Annotated in this window: 18 protein-coding genes; 7 read left to right on the top strand and 11 right to left on the bottom strand. The window is 60.8% G+C overall.

Translation table 11 applies throughout. The features are described 5' to 3' along the window. Positions 1 to 143: 143 nt before the first annotated feature. Positions 144 to 896, top strand: coding sequence for a TetR/AcrR family transcriptional regulator (locus MRY17_RS15445; protein WP_057721768.1), 753 nt, complete (start codon positions 144 to 146; stop codon positions 894 to 896). A 167-nt stretch (positions 897 to 1,063) separates the two neighbouring features. Here MRY17_RS15445 and MRY17_RS15440 read toward each other — a convergent pair whose 3' ends face one another. Together MRY17_RS15440 and MRY17_RS15435 are read right to left on the bottom strand one after the other, a co-directional pair. Beyond that, positions 1,064 to 2,125, bottom strand: coding sequence for an FUSC family protein (locus MRY17_RS15440; RefSeq protein WP_181284204.1), 1,062 nt, complete (start codon positions 2,123 to 2,125; stop codon positions 1,064 to 1,066). Between the two features lie 150 nt (positions 2,126 to 2,275). Next, positions 2,276 to 3,892: an NADP-dependent glyceraldehyde-3-phosphate dehydrogenase gene (locus MRY17_RS15435; protein WP_191956446.1), complete on the bottom strand. Its 1,617-nt coding sequence runs from the start codon at positions 3,890 to 3,892 to the stop codon at positions 2,276 to 2,278. A 138-nt stretch (positions 3,893 to 4,030) separates the two neighbouring features. On the opposite strand from MRY17_RS15435, the gene MRY17_RS15430 reads away from it, so the two are divergent. The 3 genes from MRY17_RS15430 to MRY17_RS15420 all read left to right on the top strand — a co-directional run bounded on the left by MRY17_RS15430 (position 4,031) and on the right by MRY17_RS15420 (position 6,869). Further along, the gene (locus MRY17_RS15430; RefSeq protein ID WP_243352416.1) at positions 4,031 to 4,912 is read left to right on the top strand and encodes a Dyp-type peroxidase; all 882 of its coding nucleotides are present in this window, start codon (positions 4,031 to 4,033) and stop codon (positions 4,910 to 4,912) included. An 86-nt stretch (positions 4,913 to 4,998) separates the two neighbouring features. Beyond that, the gene (locus MRY17_RS15425) at positions 4,999 to 5,388 is read left to right on the top strand and encodes a hypothetical protein (RefSeq protein WP_243352415.1); all 390 of its coding nucleotides are present in this window, start codon (positions 4,999 to 5,001) and stop codon (positions 5,386 to 5,388) included. Between the two features lie 116 nt (positions 5,389 to 5,504). Further along, positions 5,505 to 6,869 (top strand): MFS transporter, encoded by a 1,365-nt coding sequence (locus tag MRY17_RS15420; RefSeq protein ID WP_243352414.1) that lies wholly within the window; start codon positions 5,505 to 5,507, stop codon positions 6,867 to 6,869. 27 nt (positions 6,870 to 6,896) lie between these two features. Here MRY17_RS15420 and MRY17_RS15415 read toward each other — a convergent pair whose 3' ends face one another. Beyond that, entirely contained in the window at positions 6,897 to 7,418 is a 522-nt protein-coding gene (locus tag MRY17_RS15415) for a DUF3087 family protein (RefSeq protein ID WP_243352413.1), read from the bottom strand. Positions 7,419 to 7,532: 114 nt separating this feature from the next. Between MRY17_RS15415 and MRY17_RS15410 the strand changes: the two genes are divergently transcribed. After that, on the top strand, positions 7,533 to 7,712 hold the full coding sequence (locus tag MRY17_RS15410; protein ID WP_243352412.1) for a hypothetical protein: 180 nt from the start codon (positions 7,533 to 7,535) through the stop codon (positions 7,710 to 7,712). A gap of 14 nt (positions 7,713 to 7,726) precedes the next feature. Next, on the top strand, positions 7,727 to 7,921 hold the full coding sequence (locus tag MRY17_RS15405; RefSeq protein ID WP_065884943.1) for a DUF6021 family protein: 195 nt from the start codon (positions 7,727 to 7,729) through the stop codon (positions 7,919 to 7,921). 43 nt (positions 7,922 to 7,964) lie between these two features. On the opposite strand, the gene MRY17_RS15400 is transcribed toward MRY17_RS15405, so the two are convergent. Further along, positions 7,965 to 8,201: a DUF6555 family protein gene (locus MRY17_RS15400; RefSeq protein WP_065884944.1), complete on the bottom strand. Its 237-nt coding sequence runs from the start codon at positions 8,199 to 8,201 to the stop codon at positions 7,965 to 7,967. 231 nt (positions 8,202 to 8,432) lie between these two features. Here MRY17_RS15400 and MRY17_RS15395 point away from each other — a divergent pair, with 231 nt between their 5' ends. Next, entirely contained in the window at positions 8,433 to 9,185 is a 753-nt protein-coding gene (locus MRY17_RS15395; protein ID WP_191951897.1) for an outer membrane beta-barrel protein, read from the top strand. Between the two features lie 58 nt (positions 9,186 to 9,243). On the opposite strand, the gene MRY17_RS15390 is transcribed toward MRY17_RS15395, so the two are convergent. The 7 genes from MRY17_RS15390 to nuoI form a co-directional block, all read right to left on the bottom strand. Continuing rightward, the gene (locus MRY17_RS15390; protein WP_181284197.1) at positions 9,244 to 9,558 is read right to left on the bottom strand and encodes a helix-turn-helix domain-containing protein; all 315 of its coding nucleotides are present in this window, start codon (positions 9,556 to 9,558) and stop codon (positions 9,244 to 9,246) included. Between the two features lie 278 nt (positions 9,559 to 9,836). Continuing rightward, on the bottom strand, positions 9,837 to 11,300 hold the full coding sequence (nuoN, locus tag MRY17_RS15385) for an NADH-quinone oxidoreductase subunit NuoN (protein WP_073526615.1): 1,464 nt from the start codon (positions 11,298 to 11,300) through the stop codon (positions 9,837 to 9,839). 7 nt (positions 11,301 to 11,307) lie between these two features. Beyond that, positions 11,308 to 12,840, bottom strand: coding sequence for an NADH-quinone oxidoreductase subunit M (gene nuoM, locus MRY17_RS15380; RefSeq protein WP_025858974.1), 1,533 nt, complete (start codon positions 12,838 to 12,840; stop codon positions 11,308 to 11,310). Between the two features lie 55 nt (positions 12,841 to 12,895). Next, a complete protein-coding gene (nuoL, locus tag MRY17_RS15375; RefSeq protein WP_243352411.1) occupies positions 12,896 to 14,749 on the bottom strand; it encodes an NADH-quinone oxidoreductase subunit L in 1,854 nt (617 codons plus the stop codon). Further along, a complete protein-coding gene (nuoK, locus tag MRY17_RS15370) occupies positions 14,746 to 15,054 on the bottom strand; it encodes an NADH-quinone oxidoreductase subunit NuoK (protein ID WP_003174727.1) in 309 nt (102 codons plus the stop codon). The genes nuoL and nuoK overlap by 4 nt, the downstream gene beginning before the upstream one ends. A 2-nt stretch (positions 15,055 to 15,056) precedes the next feature. After that, positions 15,057 to 15,560 carry an NADH-quinone oxidoreductase subunit J gene (gene nuoJ / locus MRY17_RS15365; protein WP_065884950.1) on the bottom strand — a complete coding sequence of 168 codons (504 nt, stop codon included), beginning with the start codon at positions 15,558 to 15,560 and terminating at the stop codon, positions 15,057 to 15,059. Positions 15,561 to 15,569: 9 nt separating this feature from the next. After that, the gene (gene nuoI / locus MRY17_RS15360) at positions 15,570 to 16,118 is read right to left on the bottom strand and encodes an NADH-quinone oxidoreductase subunit NuoI (protein WP_003174725.1); all 549 of its coding nucleotides are present in this window, start codon (positions 16,116 to 16,118) and stop codon (positions 15,570 to 15,572) included. Position 16,119: the final 1 nt, after the last annotated feature.

Below are 16,119 nucleotides of genomic sequence, written 5' to 3'. Positions count from 1 at the left end.
AAGCCGTCGGCCTCCCTCGACGTCGCGGTACGCAATGGCTTTGGTCTATATGGCACCGTGTCATTACTTGATTTCGAACGTAGGCCCCGGTATAAAAAATCAAAATATTTTTTAAAACAATATTTCCCCCCCGTGGAACCCCTATGGCTGCGAAGAAACTCAGCGCTCCAAACATTACCAAGACTCGACTGCTGGATGCGACAGAGGCTCTCTTTATTAAGTACGGATATGACGCCGTTTTATTACGGCAGATTACCGAGCGCGCCCAAGTGAACCTGGCCGCGGTGAACTACCACTTCGGGGACAAGGATTCCCTGATGAAAACCCTCTTGATGCAGCGCCTCGAGCCGCTCAATGAGCAACGCCTGGAGTTGCTGGCGCGTTGTGAAGCCGAAGCCGACGGCCCGCTCGACTGCGACACGCTGCTGGGCGTGCTGTTCGCCCCCGCCATGGGAATGGAGCGCAGCGATCCCGCCAGCGGGGAAGGGCGCTCATTCATCCGTTTCCTGGGCCGGGTCTACAGCGACACCTCGCCGTTTATCCAGGAATATCTGAAGGTCCACTACCAGCCAGTGTTCCAGCGTTTCTTCGAAGCGTTTGCCCTGGCGCTGCCGGACCTGCCGCGCAACGAACTGGGTGTGCGCCTGCAATTTGCCCTCAAGGCGATTTCCGGGGTGATGGCCGGCACTGAATTGCGCCTGCTGATGAACTCCATGAGCCTGGGCCGCCCGGCCACGGACGCCGAGGTGATGGCCAAGCTGATTACCCTGGTGTCGGCGGCGATCCGGGTACCGCAGCAAAGCGCCGAGGCCGAGATCGCCTTGGCCAAGGTGCTGGAGACCCAGCGCGCGATTCGTGAGCAGGCGACGGCGCCTGCCGCCAAGGTTGCGCGCTAGGCCAAATCCTGGGCAAAAAAAAGCCCGCTGGGGCGGCGGGCTTGATATGCAACGTTTGTAACGGATGAGGCTTCACACTACGTTCCGGCTTGTGAATAAAACGTGAAAAATATGTAAGAGAAAGTGTGAATACCTTAACGCAGCCAAACTGACGCCCATGGCGAACGCTAAATTTTCCAGCGAGGGGCACTTTTTGCCAGGCGCTGCCGCATCTGATCCACATTGGCCGCCAGTTGCACGGTCAACAATCGATAACCGTCCAGCGCGCTGTAAACGGGAGCATCCAATGGTGTCTGGACAATGCTGGTGTTTTGAGGGCGGTCCAGGCGCTCCGTGACACCCGATTTCAGCGCCCGTGCCATGCCCACCAACTGAACCCGGATCTGCCGGTGTTCGGCCTTGAGCGTCAGGCGCATGCGGGCGCTGGCTTGTTCATCGCGTGGGTCCGGTCGGGTAGTGCCAAGAATTTCCAAGGTGCTGATGCACATGCGCAGGTGTCGCTGGAGTTTGTCCAGCTCGGTCATGGAAATCCGCACTTCCTTGGACACCGACGGCATCAGCGAGCGCAGTTGCAGCATCGCCGCGTTCAAGCGGTTGAGCAGCTTGAGGTGTTCATCGTCGGTCACCGACTGGCCATTGATGATGCGGCTGTAGATCGCCGCACAATCGCGCAGGGCGCTGGCCAGGTTGTAGCGCCACGAGTACACCGCGTACAGCGGCAGGGCGAAGGAAAACGCCAGGGCCAGCGCGATGCCGATCAGGATGTCGACGGTGCGCCACAGGCCATCGGAGATCGGATTGTCGCCGTGCCCCGCCACGATAAACACCGTGATCGCCGACAGCAGCGCGATATAGCCGCCCTTGCCGATGGCGTGGTAAGAAAAGAACCCGCACACCGCTGACATCAGCAGGTAGGTCAGGAATGGCTGGCCGAAGTAGGCCTGTTGCACCACCAGCAGCAAACCGACGCTGGCGCCGATCAGCGTACCGTAGGCACGCTCCACGGCTTTCTTGCCGATATTGCCGTGGTGCTGCAAGCCGCCGATCACGATCAGCATGGTCACCGACGCCCATTCACCATGGGGCAGGTTGAGGCCGGTGGTCAGCAGGATCGTCGCCAGTAAGCCGATGGACACGCGCACGGCGTGGATCAGCTTGGCGTGGCGATAGCGCCGGTACGGGTCGAGCAGAGGCCGCAGCAGGCGCCGGGCAAAAATGGGCAGGTTCATCGGTATTAAGGGGGTCTCGTTAGCCAGGGCAAACCGATCCAGTGTGGGAGGGGGCTTGCCCCCGATAGCGGTGGATCAGTAAAAATCATGCTGACTGACACACTGCTTTCGGGGGCAATCCCCCTCCCACCTATTTTGACCGAGGTGATCTTAGAAGATGTAGTCGGTGCTGATAAAGCTTGAGTCACGGTTGCGCAGGATATCGCCGAGCAACGCCTTGTTGCTCTCCTGGAACTTGGTGGCCACCAGGGTGCGGATCGAGAACACGCGCAGCGCGTCATGTACCGACAACGTACCCTCGGCCGAGTTCTTGCGCCCGTTGAAGGGGAAGGTATCCGGCCCGCGTTGGCACTGGGCGTTGATATTGATCCGGCCGACCTGATTGGCGAACGTATCTACCAGCCGTCCGATCTCAACCGCGTTGGTGCCGAACAGACTCAGTTGCTGGCCGAAGTCCGAGTCCAGTACATAGTCGATCACCGTTTCCAGATCACGGTAAGGCACGATCGGCACCACCGGGCCGAATTGCTCCTCGTGGTACATGCGCATCTGCGGGTTCACCGGGTACAGCACCGCCGGATAGAAGAATGACCCACGGCTCGCACCGCCGTTGGCATTCACCACCCGGGCGCCGTGCTGTGCGGCATCGGCCACCAGCTCGTTGAGGTAATCCACCTTGCCCACTTCCGGCAGCGGGGTCAGCGCCACGCCGTCATCCCAGGGCATGCCGGGTTTCAGCGTCGCCAGCCTGGCGTTGAATTTTTCGATAAAGCTGTCGACCACAGCCTCATGCACAAACAGGATCTTCAGCGCGGTGCAGCGCTGGCCGTTGAACGACAGCGAGCCGGTGAGCGCTTCGCTGACCGCGTTGTCGAGGTCGACCTCCGGCAGCACGATGCCCGGGTTTTTCGCATCCAGGCCCAATGCGGCGCGCAAGCGGTGGGGTTTGGGGTGCAGTTTTTTCAGGTCGCTGGCGGCCTTGTTGGTGCCGATGAAGGCAAAGATATCGATCTTGCCGCTGGCCATCAGCGCGCTCACGGTTTCACGGCCGCTGCCGTAGATCACGTTGATCACCCCGGCCGGGAAACTGTCGCGAAACGCCTCCAGCAACGGGCGGATCAACAGCACGCCGAGCTTGGCCGGCTTGAACACCACGGTATTGCCCATGATCAGCGCCGGGATCAGCGTGGTGAACGTTTCGTTCAGCGGATAGTTGTAAGGCCCCATGCATAGCGCCACACCCAGGGGCACGCGACGGATTTGCCCAAGGGTGTCCTGCTCCAGCTCGAAGCGGCTGCTGCGGCGGTCGAGTTCCTTGAGGGCGTTGATGGTGTCGGTGATGTAGTCGCAGGTGCGGTCGAACTCTTTCTGTGAGTCCTTGAGGTTCTTGCCGATCTCCCACATCAGCAGCTTGACCACCGCGTCGCGCTGTTCGCGCATGCGTCGCAGGAAGGCTTCCACATGCTGGATGCGCTCGGCCACACGCAGGGTCGGCCACTCGCCCTGGCCCCGGTCATAGGCGCGCACGGCGGCGTCGAGGGCGGTGAGGGCGGTCTCGGCGTCCAGCAGCGGCGTGCTGCCGATGTGCACGCGTTCGTTGCCCAGTTGCACAGGGCTCTGCACGCGGGCCAGCGGGCCATTCCACACCCGCAACTGGCCATCGACCAGGTAATCACGCTGTTCAATCGGCGCACCCAGGCGAAATTGCTCCGGGATATCGGCGAGCGTGGAGGGAAACAGCTCGGTGAGCAGGTTGCTGGTGGTCATGGCGCTACCCCTGGAATAGTTGCAAAACATGACTAGAGAGTCACCCATACCAGGGCTCTGTGGCAAGGCTTGCGCGCTTTCCCCTGCGCATTGCGGGTGCTTCGGGATAAACTGCGCGGCTTTCCTGAAGGAGTTCACATGAGTCACTACCAGCCGGGCATTCTTGCCGCACCCGTGCCGTTGCAGGCACGCCACCTGTTTTTTGCCCTCGAGTCCCTGGATGCCTTGCCCGCGGCGCTGGACGCGCTGGTGCAGTTGACGGATTCAGCGGCGGTGGTCGGTTTCGGTGAGCCCCTGGTAACCGCGCTGCGCGCAAGCATCGAAGGGATGCGCAGCTTCCCGGCCGTCAGCGGCCCGGGCGCGCATAACCCGTCTACGCAACAGGCCCTGTGGGTATGGCTGCATGGCGCGGACCGTGGAGAATTGCTGTTGCGCAGCCGCGTGTTCGAAAAAGCCCTGGCGCCGGCGTTGCGCCTGGTGCAGATGACCGAAGGCTTTCGCTACAAGACCGGTTTCGACCTGACCGACTACGAGGACGGCACCGAGAACCCTCACGATGACGCGGCCGTCGAAGCGGCCTTCACACACGGCGGCGCCAGCTTCGCGGCCATCCAGCAGTGGCAGCACGATCTTGACGGTTTCGCTGCGCTACCGGCCCAGGAGCGCGACCACATCATCGGCCGTCGCCATGGCGACAACGAAGAGCTCGACGACGCCCCCGCATCCGCCCACACCAAACGCACCGCCCAGGAAAGCTTCACCCCGCAGGCGTTCGTGGTGCGTCGTTCGATGCCGTGGGCCGAGAACGGCCAGGCGGGGCTGATGTTTCTCGCGTTCGGGCGTTCCTTCGACGCATTCGAAGCGCAACTGCGCCGCATGAGTGGACTGGAAGATGGGATTGTCGATGGTTTGTATCGCATCAGCACACCGTTGACCGGTGGCTATTATTGGTGCCCGCCTTTGAAAGAAGGGCGTTTGGATCTGAGCGCAATCACTCAGGCGACGCCAATCCAAAGATGATCGCCCGCCCTTGAGGTTTCTGGAACCGAGCTATGGTCGCCCGCCACCTAAGAGCGACCCCATCAAACTTCAAGGAGAACTCAACCATGGAGATCGTAAGAATTTCCGTGTCGCCCGTCTCACCGCCAGGACCGTCCACCAGTGATTACTCGAAAATGTCGGACTCGGATCTGGCCAGGGCGGTTGGTGACAACTTCCAGGCGTTCAAGCACGCGACGACCCCGAACGCAACCACGGATAAAATCCGTGAAGTGGCGGGACGCTCGCTGACAGGTGACGCGCAGAAAGATAATGAAATCCAACTGGCCCGCGAAGTGCGCAAGCGTGACAACGTCATGGATGAGCTGGACTCAGTGGATGACAACGGCAAGCGCGACGGCGTGATCGGCCCCTGGAATCCGAACATGGCGGCTGACAAGTTGGCCTGCAATCGTTGCATGCAGCCGCCCATTACCACGCTTCAAATTACTTTTTGAGGTGGGCCTGGCCGGCCGTGGCGAACATGAAAAAATTGACAGCCACGCCAATGAGCGCTGAAAAAAATCCGCACTGGCCGTAATCTGTGCACCCTTGCCACCTGTGCGGATTGTTCATGCCTTCTGTTGCCGATGGGCTACCCCTCGATAAGCGCTTACCGGCCGTGATTGCCCTTTCCCTGGGAATCGGCATGGCGACGCTGGACACGGCCATCGTCAATACCGCCTTGCCGACGCTGGCAGAGGGTATCGGGACTGACTCGGCGTCGGTGATCTGGGTGGTCAACGCCTATCAGTTGGCGATTATCGCGACGGTGCTGCCGTTTGCTTCCCTGAGCGATGTGCTGGGGCATCGCCGCGTGTACCTCGGCGGGTTGCTGCTGTTTATCGTTTCGTCGTTATTGTGCGGGCTGGCCGATTCGCTGCTGACGCTTACCGCTGCACGGGTGGCGCAGGGCCTTGGGGCGGCGGCGCTGATGAGCGTCAACACCGCCTTGCTGAGGCATATCTACCCCTCAAAAATGCTTGGGCGTGGCCTGGGCTATAACTCGCTGGTGGTGGGGTTGGCATTCACCCTGGGGCCCACCGCTGCGTCGGCGATTCTCTCAGTGGCCAGTTGGCATTGGCTGTACCTGATCAATGTGCCACTGGGGCTGCTTGCCTTGGGCCTGGGCCTGCGCTCGTTACCGACGCTGCCGATCACCGGGCACGCGTTTGATCGGTTGGCGGCGCTGTTATGTGCCGGGTTGTTCGCCTTGCTGGTGCTGGGGTTGGGCGCCGCCGTGCATGGCGCACGGGGCGCGCTGACCCTGGGGCTCATCGCGCTGGCGCTGGTGTTTGGCGCTTTATTGCTGCGCCGCGAGGCTGGGCATCCGGCGCCGATGCTGGCGATGGACCTGTTCAAACGCCCGGTGTTTGCGTTGTCCTCGCTGACGGCCATCTGCGCCTTCAGTGCCCAGGGCCTGGCGTTTGTTGCATTGCCGTTCCTGTTGCAGTCGGCGCTGGGCCACAGCCAGGTGGAGACTGGCTTTCTGATGACACCGTGGCCGGCCGTTGTGGCGGTCATGGCCCTGGTGGCGGGGCGCCTGGCTGACCGCGTGTCACTGGGTCTGCTGTGCGGCATTGGTTTGTTGATGCTCAGCGTTGGCATGGCCGCGCTGGCGACTTTGAGCAATGATGCCTCGGCCTTCGATATCGGCTGGCGCATGGCCTTGTGTGGCGCCGGCTTCGGCTTTTTCCAGTCGCCCAACCTCAAGGCGCTGATGACCAGCGCACCCTTGGCGCGCAGCGGCGGGGCCAGTGGCATCGTGGCGATCTCGCGGTTGCTGGGCCAGACTCTGGGCGCATCATTGGTCGCCTTGTGTTTCCATCTGTTTGTGGACAGTGGTCCAGCCTCGGCATTGTGGCTGGGTTGCGTGTTCGCGCTGATCGGTGCTGTCGCCAGTGGGCTGCGTTTATTGCCCTATAAACGAACTGTCTAGCGCTTGTGAATGGCACATACGCAGTGCTCACCGGTTTTCAAGGCTCTCCAGCCAAGCCGGATCGAGGTGGGTTTGGTCGGTATCAATCCCCAACGCCTGCATCCTGGCCTTGTGTGCCTCGACCTCACCGACCAGTTGCGCCTGGGCGCTGGAGTTGGCATCCAGGGCATGCATCTGTGTCAGCGCCAAGTGGTAGAAGCGCAACACTTTGATAGCGTTCGGGTCACCGGCCTGCACCTGTTCGCTGACCTTGTGCATCACATTGGTCACGCTCATCAGGCTGCGCTTGAGCTGCCAGCCGTAGACCGCCGGTGCGAGCCAGGGCTGGCGCCAGAAAGGGCCGCGCACCAACCCGACAGTGATCAACACCCCGGCAAATACACCGCCGACATTGAAGCGAAAGTTGTCCCCGCCAGGCTCACCGAACAGCATCACCGCCAGGCTCGACAGCAACATGGCCAGGGTCAGGAATACCACGGCGATAATCAGCGTGCTGCGGCGGGTTTGTTTTCGATAGAGAGCGGGGTCACAGGTTTTGAGTTCGAACATTCGGGTCAGGTCTCCAGCACGGGCGGGCATCTTCTCATGCTTCAAGCAATCAAGTTGAACGATGGCCAACGGTGTTTCCTCTAAATCCGTGAAGCCATCATGAGGTAAGCCATCATGTCCGAACACAAGCAACCGCCGCCTGGCACGCCCGATCCCGATCGCACGCCCGGTGAAGAGGAGCGCGATAACGATGCGCTGCGCCCTAACGATCCGGCCGAGCGCCAGACCAACGACGACGTGGAGCAGGCCGAACACGACCTGGAAAACCTCCACGACAAAGCCCGACCGCTGTAAGCAAGGAGGTCTGTATGAGCAATCCCCCGAACGGCCCGCGTTCCGACGAACACGCCACTGGCAAGGATGAACTGGGATTCGATCCCGATTCGCCGGATGTGGCTGACCCGCAGGTCGATCCCATTGGCCCGGCCATTGCGCCGCTGGACAAGCAAAAGCAAGCGGAAAAAAAGCCGCCCTACGATCCGTTGGGCGACTTGAAGAAGTGAACCAGGCCCCGCAATGTGCGGGGCTTTGTTTATAGGGCTTTGTTTATTTTGGAGGGTTCCAGCTCACATCGGTGATGCCGTATTTTTCCGCCCAGGGCCGGGTGGTTTTTTTTACCTGCTCATGCCCCACGCGACCGATGCGGCTGACGTGCGCGATGTCGGCGTCGACAGCCGCCCAATGCCAGGCTTCGGTGCTGTTCATCACCTCTGCGCGCACGACGAAAGACTTGGGTTTACCGTGTAATTGATAGTTGATGGTGTAGATTTTAGCGGTACTCATGTTGCCTCCCTGTCTTGTTATAGATGGATAGGCTGGCGCGCGTAAAGGTTCATTCAAAATCACAATTCGCCTCCAGGCGCGGTAGAGTGGCGCCTCAAGAGTATTGAACTAGAGCCTTCGCTGAACCGTTTTTTCTCCATTTTGGTGCAAATTCGTTCGAACTTTTTGCTGGCGCCAAGGTTCGAACCGATTCCTGAATACTTTGCCCGCTCAAAAATGGAGATTTAAACGATGTCCAAACTATTCGGAAAATTCCTCAAGAACGCCTCGTGGCTGGCCCTGGTGGCGACGCCAACCGTGGCGTTGGCGGCACCGTCGACCGACCCGATTTCCACCTTCGGGATCCTCGGCAGCTATAACGACTTCAAACTCGAAGGCGGTAGCGAAAGCGACAAGGACCACATGCCCGAGGCGGGCCTGTTCTACAACTTCGGCAACAAGCTCACCGCTGAATCCGGCTTCATCTACCAGGCCGGTATCGAAGCCAAGTACGGTGAGAAAAGCGATAACAAGCTCAAGGAAGGCCAGGCCGACCTCGACCTCGGCTGGCGTGCCGCGCTGGATGCGCGCAACTTCGTCGACGTGATTGTCGGCGGTGGCTACACCTGGACCCGCTACGAGCCGGACACCAATGGCTACGACCTGAAGCTCACCAACAAGTCGCCGTTCGCCAAGGCCGCCCTGGGCTACAACCACCAGTTCGATGACATGACCCTGCGCGTTGAAGCCGGCGCCCGTCATACCATCGATGGCCGCGCCAAACTCAAAGTGGACGGCGTCGGCAGCGACAGCGTGGACCTCAAGGACCGCACCAACCCTTACGCCGAAGTCAGCCTGTTGATGAACCAGAAGGGCAACCTGCCGGTGATGGCGGGCCTGTACTACACCCGTACCGAGTACAAGCTCGATGACGACTCCTATGTAGCCGACAACACCAAGCTCAAGCGTGACGAGTATGGATTCAAGGTCGGTATCGCGTTCTGACACTGTTGCACCGTAAAAAACGCCCCGAACTGTCGGGGCGTTTTTTTTTGCTTGCAGGTCAGCCCAGTGCGGCCAGTTGCGCCACGGTCTCGGGAAAACGCGCCACCAGCCGTATCAGCGTGACTGCCTGTGCATTTGGTTTGGCCCGGCCTTGTTCCCAGTTCTCCAGGGTCCGGGTGTTGGTACGCAGGTACATGGCGAATACCGACCGGGAGAGGTTGAGTTGCTGACGTACTGCGATCACCTCGTCTGCGGTAAGCGGCGCCAGCTTGTTGAGGTGCACTTTGTGGGTGCGCAGGGTGATTTTTCCCTGGCGTTCGTCGGCCAGGGCATCGAAGCCTTCGATTAACTCTGAAGCGATAGGGCGGGTCATAGTTGCTCCTACGTAGATTGCGTATGAGCGGGTCACTCTAAGAAAGGAAGTTGGGACCGTATGTCAGACGGAGTTGTGTATTAGGTAAGGCGCTTCCGTAGTGCCCGTTCAGGCGCCTTCGCGGGCAAGCCCGCTCCCACATTTGGAATGCATACCCCTGTGGGAGTGGGCTTGCCCGCGAAGACGATAGTGGTTGCACTGCATCTCTATTGTTTCCCTCTGAGGCGCAAAAACGGCGCCCAGAGGCGCCGTTCTTTTTACTGCATCAACCTAAGCGATCAAACCCCCAGCACCGCATGCTGCACCAGCGTGAGCAACGGTTGCGGGTATACACCCAGGAAGAACGCGAGCAGGGCGATGGCGAGCAGCATCACGCCACCTGCCTTCTGTTCCCAATGCAGCTCGGCATCCACACGGCGCAGGTTCGGCTCGATCAGGTACAGGGTGACCATCACGCGCAGGTAATAGAACACGCCGATGGCGCTGCCCAGTACCAACGAGGCAACCAGCCACCATTCGTGGGCTTCGACACCGGTAGCGACGATGTAGAACTTGCCGATAAAGCCCGCAGTCAGCGGAATACCGGCCAGGGACAGCATCATCACGGTGAGTACGGCGGTCAGGTACGGACGGCGCCAGAACAGGCCGCGGTATTCGTACAGGGCGTCGGCGTCACGGCCTTTGTAGGGCGAGGACATCAGCGTTATCACGCCGAATGCGCCGAGGCTGGTGATCACGTAGGTGACCAGGTACACGCCGATGGCTTCCACGGCCAGGCCTTTGCTCGCCACCAGGGCGATCAGCAGGTAGCCGAAGTGGGCGATGGAGGAGTAGCCCAGCAGACGCTTGAGATTGTTCTGGGTCAGCGCCAGCAGGTTACCGAACAGGATCGATGCAATGGCGATCACGGTCAGTACGTTGCTCAATACGCCAGTGTTGGCGGCAGGGGAGATCTGGAACAGACGCACCATCACCGCAAACACGGCAACCTTGGACGCCGTGGCCAGGAACGCGGCTACCGGCGCCGGGGCGCCTTCGTACACGTCCGGGGTCCACAGGTGGAACGGCACCAGCGACAGCTTGAACGCCAGGCCGATCAGCATCATCGCCAGGCCCAGTTGGGCAATCGGCGCCGGGCTGTTGGTGGCGGCCAGGGCGTGGCCGATACCGGTGAAGCTCAGGCTGCCGGCTTCGGCGTAGAGCAGGGCCATACCGAACAACAGGAACGCGGAACCGGCTGCCGACAGCACCATGTACTTGATGCCGGCCTCCAGGGAGCGCTTGCTGAAGAAGGCATATGCCACCAGGCCGTAGGTCGGGATCGACAGCAATTCCAGGCCGATGAACAAGCCGGCCAGATGCTGTGCGCTGACCAGCACGATGCCACCGGCCGCAGCCAGCAGGATCAGCAGGTACAGCTCTTCCTTGTTGCCCGGGTAGCCGGTGCCGCCTTCGCCAAGGTAAGCGTGGGCGAGGGTGACGCAGGCCAGGGTCGCGACCAGGATCAGCGCGATGTACAGCAGCGCGAAGTCATCGACCATCATCAGCGGGGTCACCGCCAGTGGCGCGACCTTGAGGGCCGGGATGATCGACAGCAGGGCCAGGTTCAAACCGGCGCAGGACAGCAGGAACGTTTGCGAATGATTGCGGCGCCAGGCGATCGCCAGCATCACCACCACAATGGTGAGGCTGGTGATCAGCAGCGGCGCAAGCGCGATAAAGTGTTGGATCGTGAATTCCATAGCGCTCTTACCGGGCCGAAGCGAGTTGAGAGAAGGCGGTGCCGAACCACTGCTGCACGCCATGCATCGTGGCGGCAGAAGTGTCCAGGAACGGCTGCGGGTAAACGCCGATGTAGATCAGCAATACAGCAAGGCCGAGCACCATGATCAGTTCGCGCGCATCCATCCCTTGCAGGACGGTGTCGGACTTGGCCGGGCCGAAGTAGGCGCGGTGGATCATGATCAGCGAGTACACCGAACCGAACACCAGGCCGGAGGTGGCAATGGCACTGATCCACGGCGTCTGCACGAAGGCCCCCATCAGGATCAGGAACTCGCCGATGAAGTTGCCGGTACCCGGCAGGCCCAGGGACGCAGCGGCGAAGAACAGGCTGATCGCCGGCAGGTACGCGATGCGCGACCACACGCCACCCATTTCACGCATGTCACGGGTATGCAGGCGCTCGTACAACTGGCCACTGAGGATAAACAGCGCAGCGGCCGACACACCGTGGGCCAACATCTGGATCACCGCGCCCTGCAGCGCCAGTTGGCTGCCGGAGTAGATGCCGATCAGTACAAAACCCATGTGGGAAACGGACGAGAAGGCAATCAGGCGCTTGATGTCGGTTTGTGCGAAGGCCAGGAACGCGCCGTAGAAGATCCCGATCAGACCCAGGGTCATGGCGATCGGCGCGAACTCGGCCGAGGCATTCGGGAACAGCGGCAGGGCGAAACGCAGCAGGCCATAGGCCGCCGTCTTCAACAGGATACCGGCCAGGTCCACGGAGCCGGCAGTCGGCGCCTGGGCGTGAGCGTCAGGCAACCAGGAGTGGAACGGCACCACCGGCAGCTTCACCGCAAACGCGATGAAGAAGCCCAGCATCAGCACGTATTCGGTGGTCAGGGACATCTTGGTCTTCAACAGGTCGGCGTAGTTGAAAGTAATTACGCCGGTATTGTTGAAGTTGACCAGGACCAGGCCCAGGATCGCCACCAACATGATCAGGCCGGAAGCCTGGGTGAAGATGAAGAACTTGGTCGCCGCGTAGATCCGGGTTTTCTTGCCATCCGAAGAACTGTGACCCCAGAGCGCGATGAGGAAGTACATCGGCACCAGCATCATTTCCCAGAAGAAGAAGAACATGAACAGGTCCAGCGCCAGGAACACGCCGACAACGCCGCCCAGGATCCACATCAGGTTCAGGTGGAAGAAGCCCACGTGACGCTGGATCTCTTTCCAGGAGCAGAGTACCGAGAGGATACCCAGCAGGCCGGTCAGCAGGATCATCAACAGCGACAGGCCGTCGAGGGCCAAGTGCACGTTGATGCCGAAGCGCTGGATCCATACGTGCTTGAATTCAAGCGCGAAGGTTGGATCGACGCCCGGTGCCGGAGCGAATGAATAGTCACCATGGGCCCACAGCCAGAGGCCGAGCGCGAGTTCCAGGGACATGGTCAGCAACGCAATCCAGCGGGGGAGGGTGGCGCCGAAGCGTTCACCCATCCAGCAGAGCAGGCCGCCGATAAAGGGGATCAGGATTAGCCAGGGCAGAATCATGACGGGCTCGTTTCCTTTCGCAAGTTCGCAAAGTACGCAGTGCACTTAAACATAGTCAGACCGCTACCACGACGATGGCGCCGATCACCAGAACGGCACCCGCCGCCATGGACGCTGCATACCAACGCAATTGGCCGGTCTCGCTGCGGCTCAGGGCGGTGTGACCGGCCTTGGCGGCACGCGGGATCAAACCAATGGTCTGGTCGAGCGGATCTTTACGCAGTACATGGCTGATGGCGAGGTAAGGCTTGACGAACAGTTTGTCGTAGAGCCAATCGAAGCCCCAGGCGGCGAACCACCAGGCCGACAGGAAGCGCCCGATGCCACTGTTGGCGACCGCCGTGACGAAGCGACGCTTGCCGAGGAACAGCAGGGCCGCCAGCAGGATACCGGCAATGGCGATGGCGCCCGAGGCGATTTCCAGGCTGTGCTTGTCGGCGCCGCCGGCATGGCCGACGCTTTCAGGCAGCACACCGGCCAGTGGCGGGGTGATCAGTGCGCCGATGAAGGTCGACAGCACGATCAGCACCGACAGCGGCAGCCAGTGGGAGATGCCATGGCCTGCATGGGCTTCGGTCTTGGCTTCACCGTGGAAGGTGATGAAGATCAGGCGGAAGGTGTACAGCGAGGTCATGAACGCACCCACCAGGCCCGCATACAGCAGGTTATGGTTACCGCTGGCGAACGCTTCCCAGAGGATTTCGTCCTTGGAGTAGAAGCCGGCGGTCACCAACGGCAGGGCGGCCAGAGCGGCACCACCGACGATGAAGCTGGCGTAGGCCAGTGGCAGTTTTTTCCACAGGCCGCCCATCTTGAAGATGTTCTGCTCGTGGTGGCAGGCGACGATCACCGCACCGGAAGCAAGGAACAGCAGGGCCTTGAAGAAGGCGTGGGTCATCAGGTGGAAAATCGCCGCGTCCCAGGCGCCGACACCCAGGGCCAGGAACATGTAGCCGATCTGGCTCATGGTCGAGTAGGCGAGGATACGCTTGATGTCGGTCTGTACCAGGGCTGCGAAGCCGGCCAGTACCAGGGTCACGCCGCCGACGATGCCAACGAGGTGCAGGATGTCCGGCGCCAGGGTAAACAGGCCGTGGGTACGCGCGATCAGGTAGACACCGGCGGTCACCATGGTCGCGGCGTGGATCAGTGCCGACACCGGCGTAGGGCCGGCCATTGCGTCCGCCAACCAGGTCTGCAGCGGCAGTTGCGCGGATTTACCCACGGCGCCGCCCAGCAGCATCAGGGTCGCCAGGGTGATCCAGAAGTCGCCGACCTGGAATTTCTGCGGCGCCAGCACCAGCAGTTCCTGGATATTCAGCGTGCCCACCTGTTGGAACAGGATGAACAGGCCGATGGCCATGAACACGTCGCCGATGCGCGTGACGATAAACGCCTTGAGTGCTGCGTTACCGTTGTTGCGGTTGCTGTAGTAGAAACCGATCAACAGGTACGAGCACAGGCCCACGCCTTCCCAGCCGAAGTAGAGGAACAACAGGTTATCGCCGAGCACCAGGAACAGCATGCTGGCGATAAACAGGTTGGTGTACGAGAAGAAGCGCGAGTAGCCCGCTTCACCACGCATGTACCAGGACGCGAACAGGTGGATCAAAAAGCCCACACCCACCACCACGCCGAGCATGGTGATCGACAGGCCGTCGACATAGAGGGCGAAGTTGGGCTTGAAGCCCTCCACCGACATCCACTGCCACAGCACCAGGGTGTAGTGACCGCCTTCGGGTGGCGCCACGTTGAATTGCCAGATGACGTAGGCGGCCACGATGGCCGAGAGACCAATGGAACCTACGCCGATCAGGGCCGAGAGGTTCTCCGACCAGCGTCCGCGAGAGAACGACAGCAGCAGGAAACCGAGCAGGGGAAATACGAAAGTCAGAAAGATCATGTTCATCCGCGCATCTCACTGGCAGCGTCGATATCAAGCGTGTGGAAGCGACGATACAGCTGCAGCAGGATCGCCAGGCCAATACTGGCTTCGGCGGCTGCCAGGCTGATCACCAGGATGAACATGACTTGTCCATCCGGCTGGCCCCAACGTGCGCCTGCCACGATGAACGCGAGTGCCGCAGCGTTCATCATGATTTCCAGGCTCATCAACACGAACAGAATGTTACGGCGCACCATCAGGCCGACCAGGCCAAGGCAGAACAGGATGCCGGCGACCGCCAGACCATGCTCCAAAGGGATAGCAGGCATCGTCATTGCTCCTTGGCTTCGTTGCGGCCCAAGTGGAAGGCAGTGATGGCTGCGGCGAGCAGCAGCATCGAAGCCAGTTCGACCACCAGCAGGTACGGACCGAACAGGCTGACGCCCACGGCTTTCGCGTCCACGGTGGTGTGGCCGATGGCCTGGCCGCTCTGGTGAGCGAACAGCACATACAGCAGTTCACCCAGCAGCAGGGCTGCGAGGACAACCGGGCCGAGCCAGATGCCGGGCTTGAGCCAGACGCGTTCCTGGGCGACCGACGCCGGCCCCAGGTTGAGCATCATCACCACAAACACGAACAGCACCATGATGGCGCCGGCGTAGGCGATCACTTCCAGCACACCGGCGAACGGCGCGCCGAGGGCAAAGAAGGTCATGGCCACGGCGATCAGCGAAATGATCAGGTAGAGCAGGGCGTGCACGGGGTTGGTGTTGGTGATCACGCGAAGCGTGGACACCACTGCAATACCCGATGCGAAATAGAAAGCGAATTCCATCTTTCTTCCTTAAGGCAGCAAGCTCTTCACGTTGATCGGCTCGGCTTCGTTTTGTGCGGCGCCCTTGGGCTTACCGGCAACGGCCATACCTGCAACACGATAGAAGTTGTAATCAGGGTTTTTACCGGGACCAGAGATCAGCAGATCTTCTTTCTCGTACACCAGGTCCTGACGTTTGAACTCGGCCATCTCGAAATCCGGCGTGAGCTGGATCGCGGTGGTCGGGCAAGCTTCCTCGCAGAGGCCGCAGAAAATGCAGCGCGAGAAGTTGATGCGGAAGAAGTCCGGGTACCAGCGACCGTCTTCGGTTTCAGCTTTCTGCAGGGAGATGCAACCCACCGGGCACGCCACAGCGCACAAGTTGCAGGCTACGCAACGCTCTTCGCCATCGGGGTCGCGGGTCAGTACGATGCGGCCGCGATAGCGCGGCGGCAGGTACACCGCTTCTTCCGGGTATTGCAGGGTGTCGCGTTTGCGAAAGCCGTGACCGAACACCATCACCAGGCTTCGCAACTGGGTACCGGTACCCTTAACGATGTCGCCAATATATTTGAACATG

Origin of the sequence: Pseudomonas orientalis, assembly GCF_022807995.1 — a bacterium.
GTDB lineage: Bacteria > Pseudomonadota > Gammaproteobacteria > Pseudomonadales > Pseudomonadaceae > Aquipseudomonas > Aquipseudomonas orientalis_B.
Note: the sequence above shows the minus strand (reverse complement) of the source record. Positions and strands in the feature narration are given on the sequence as shown.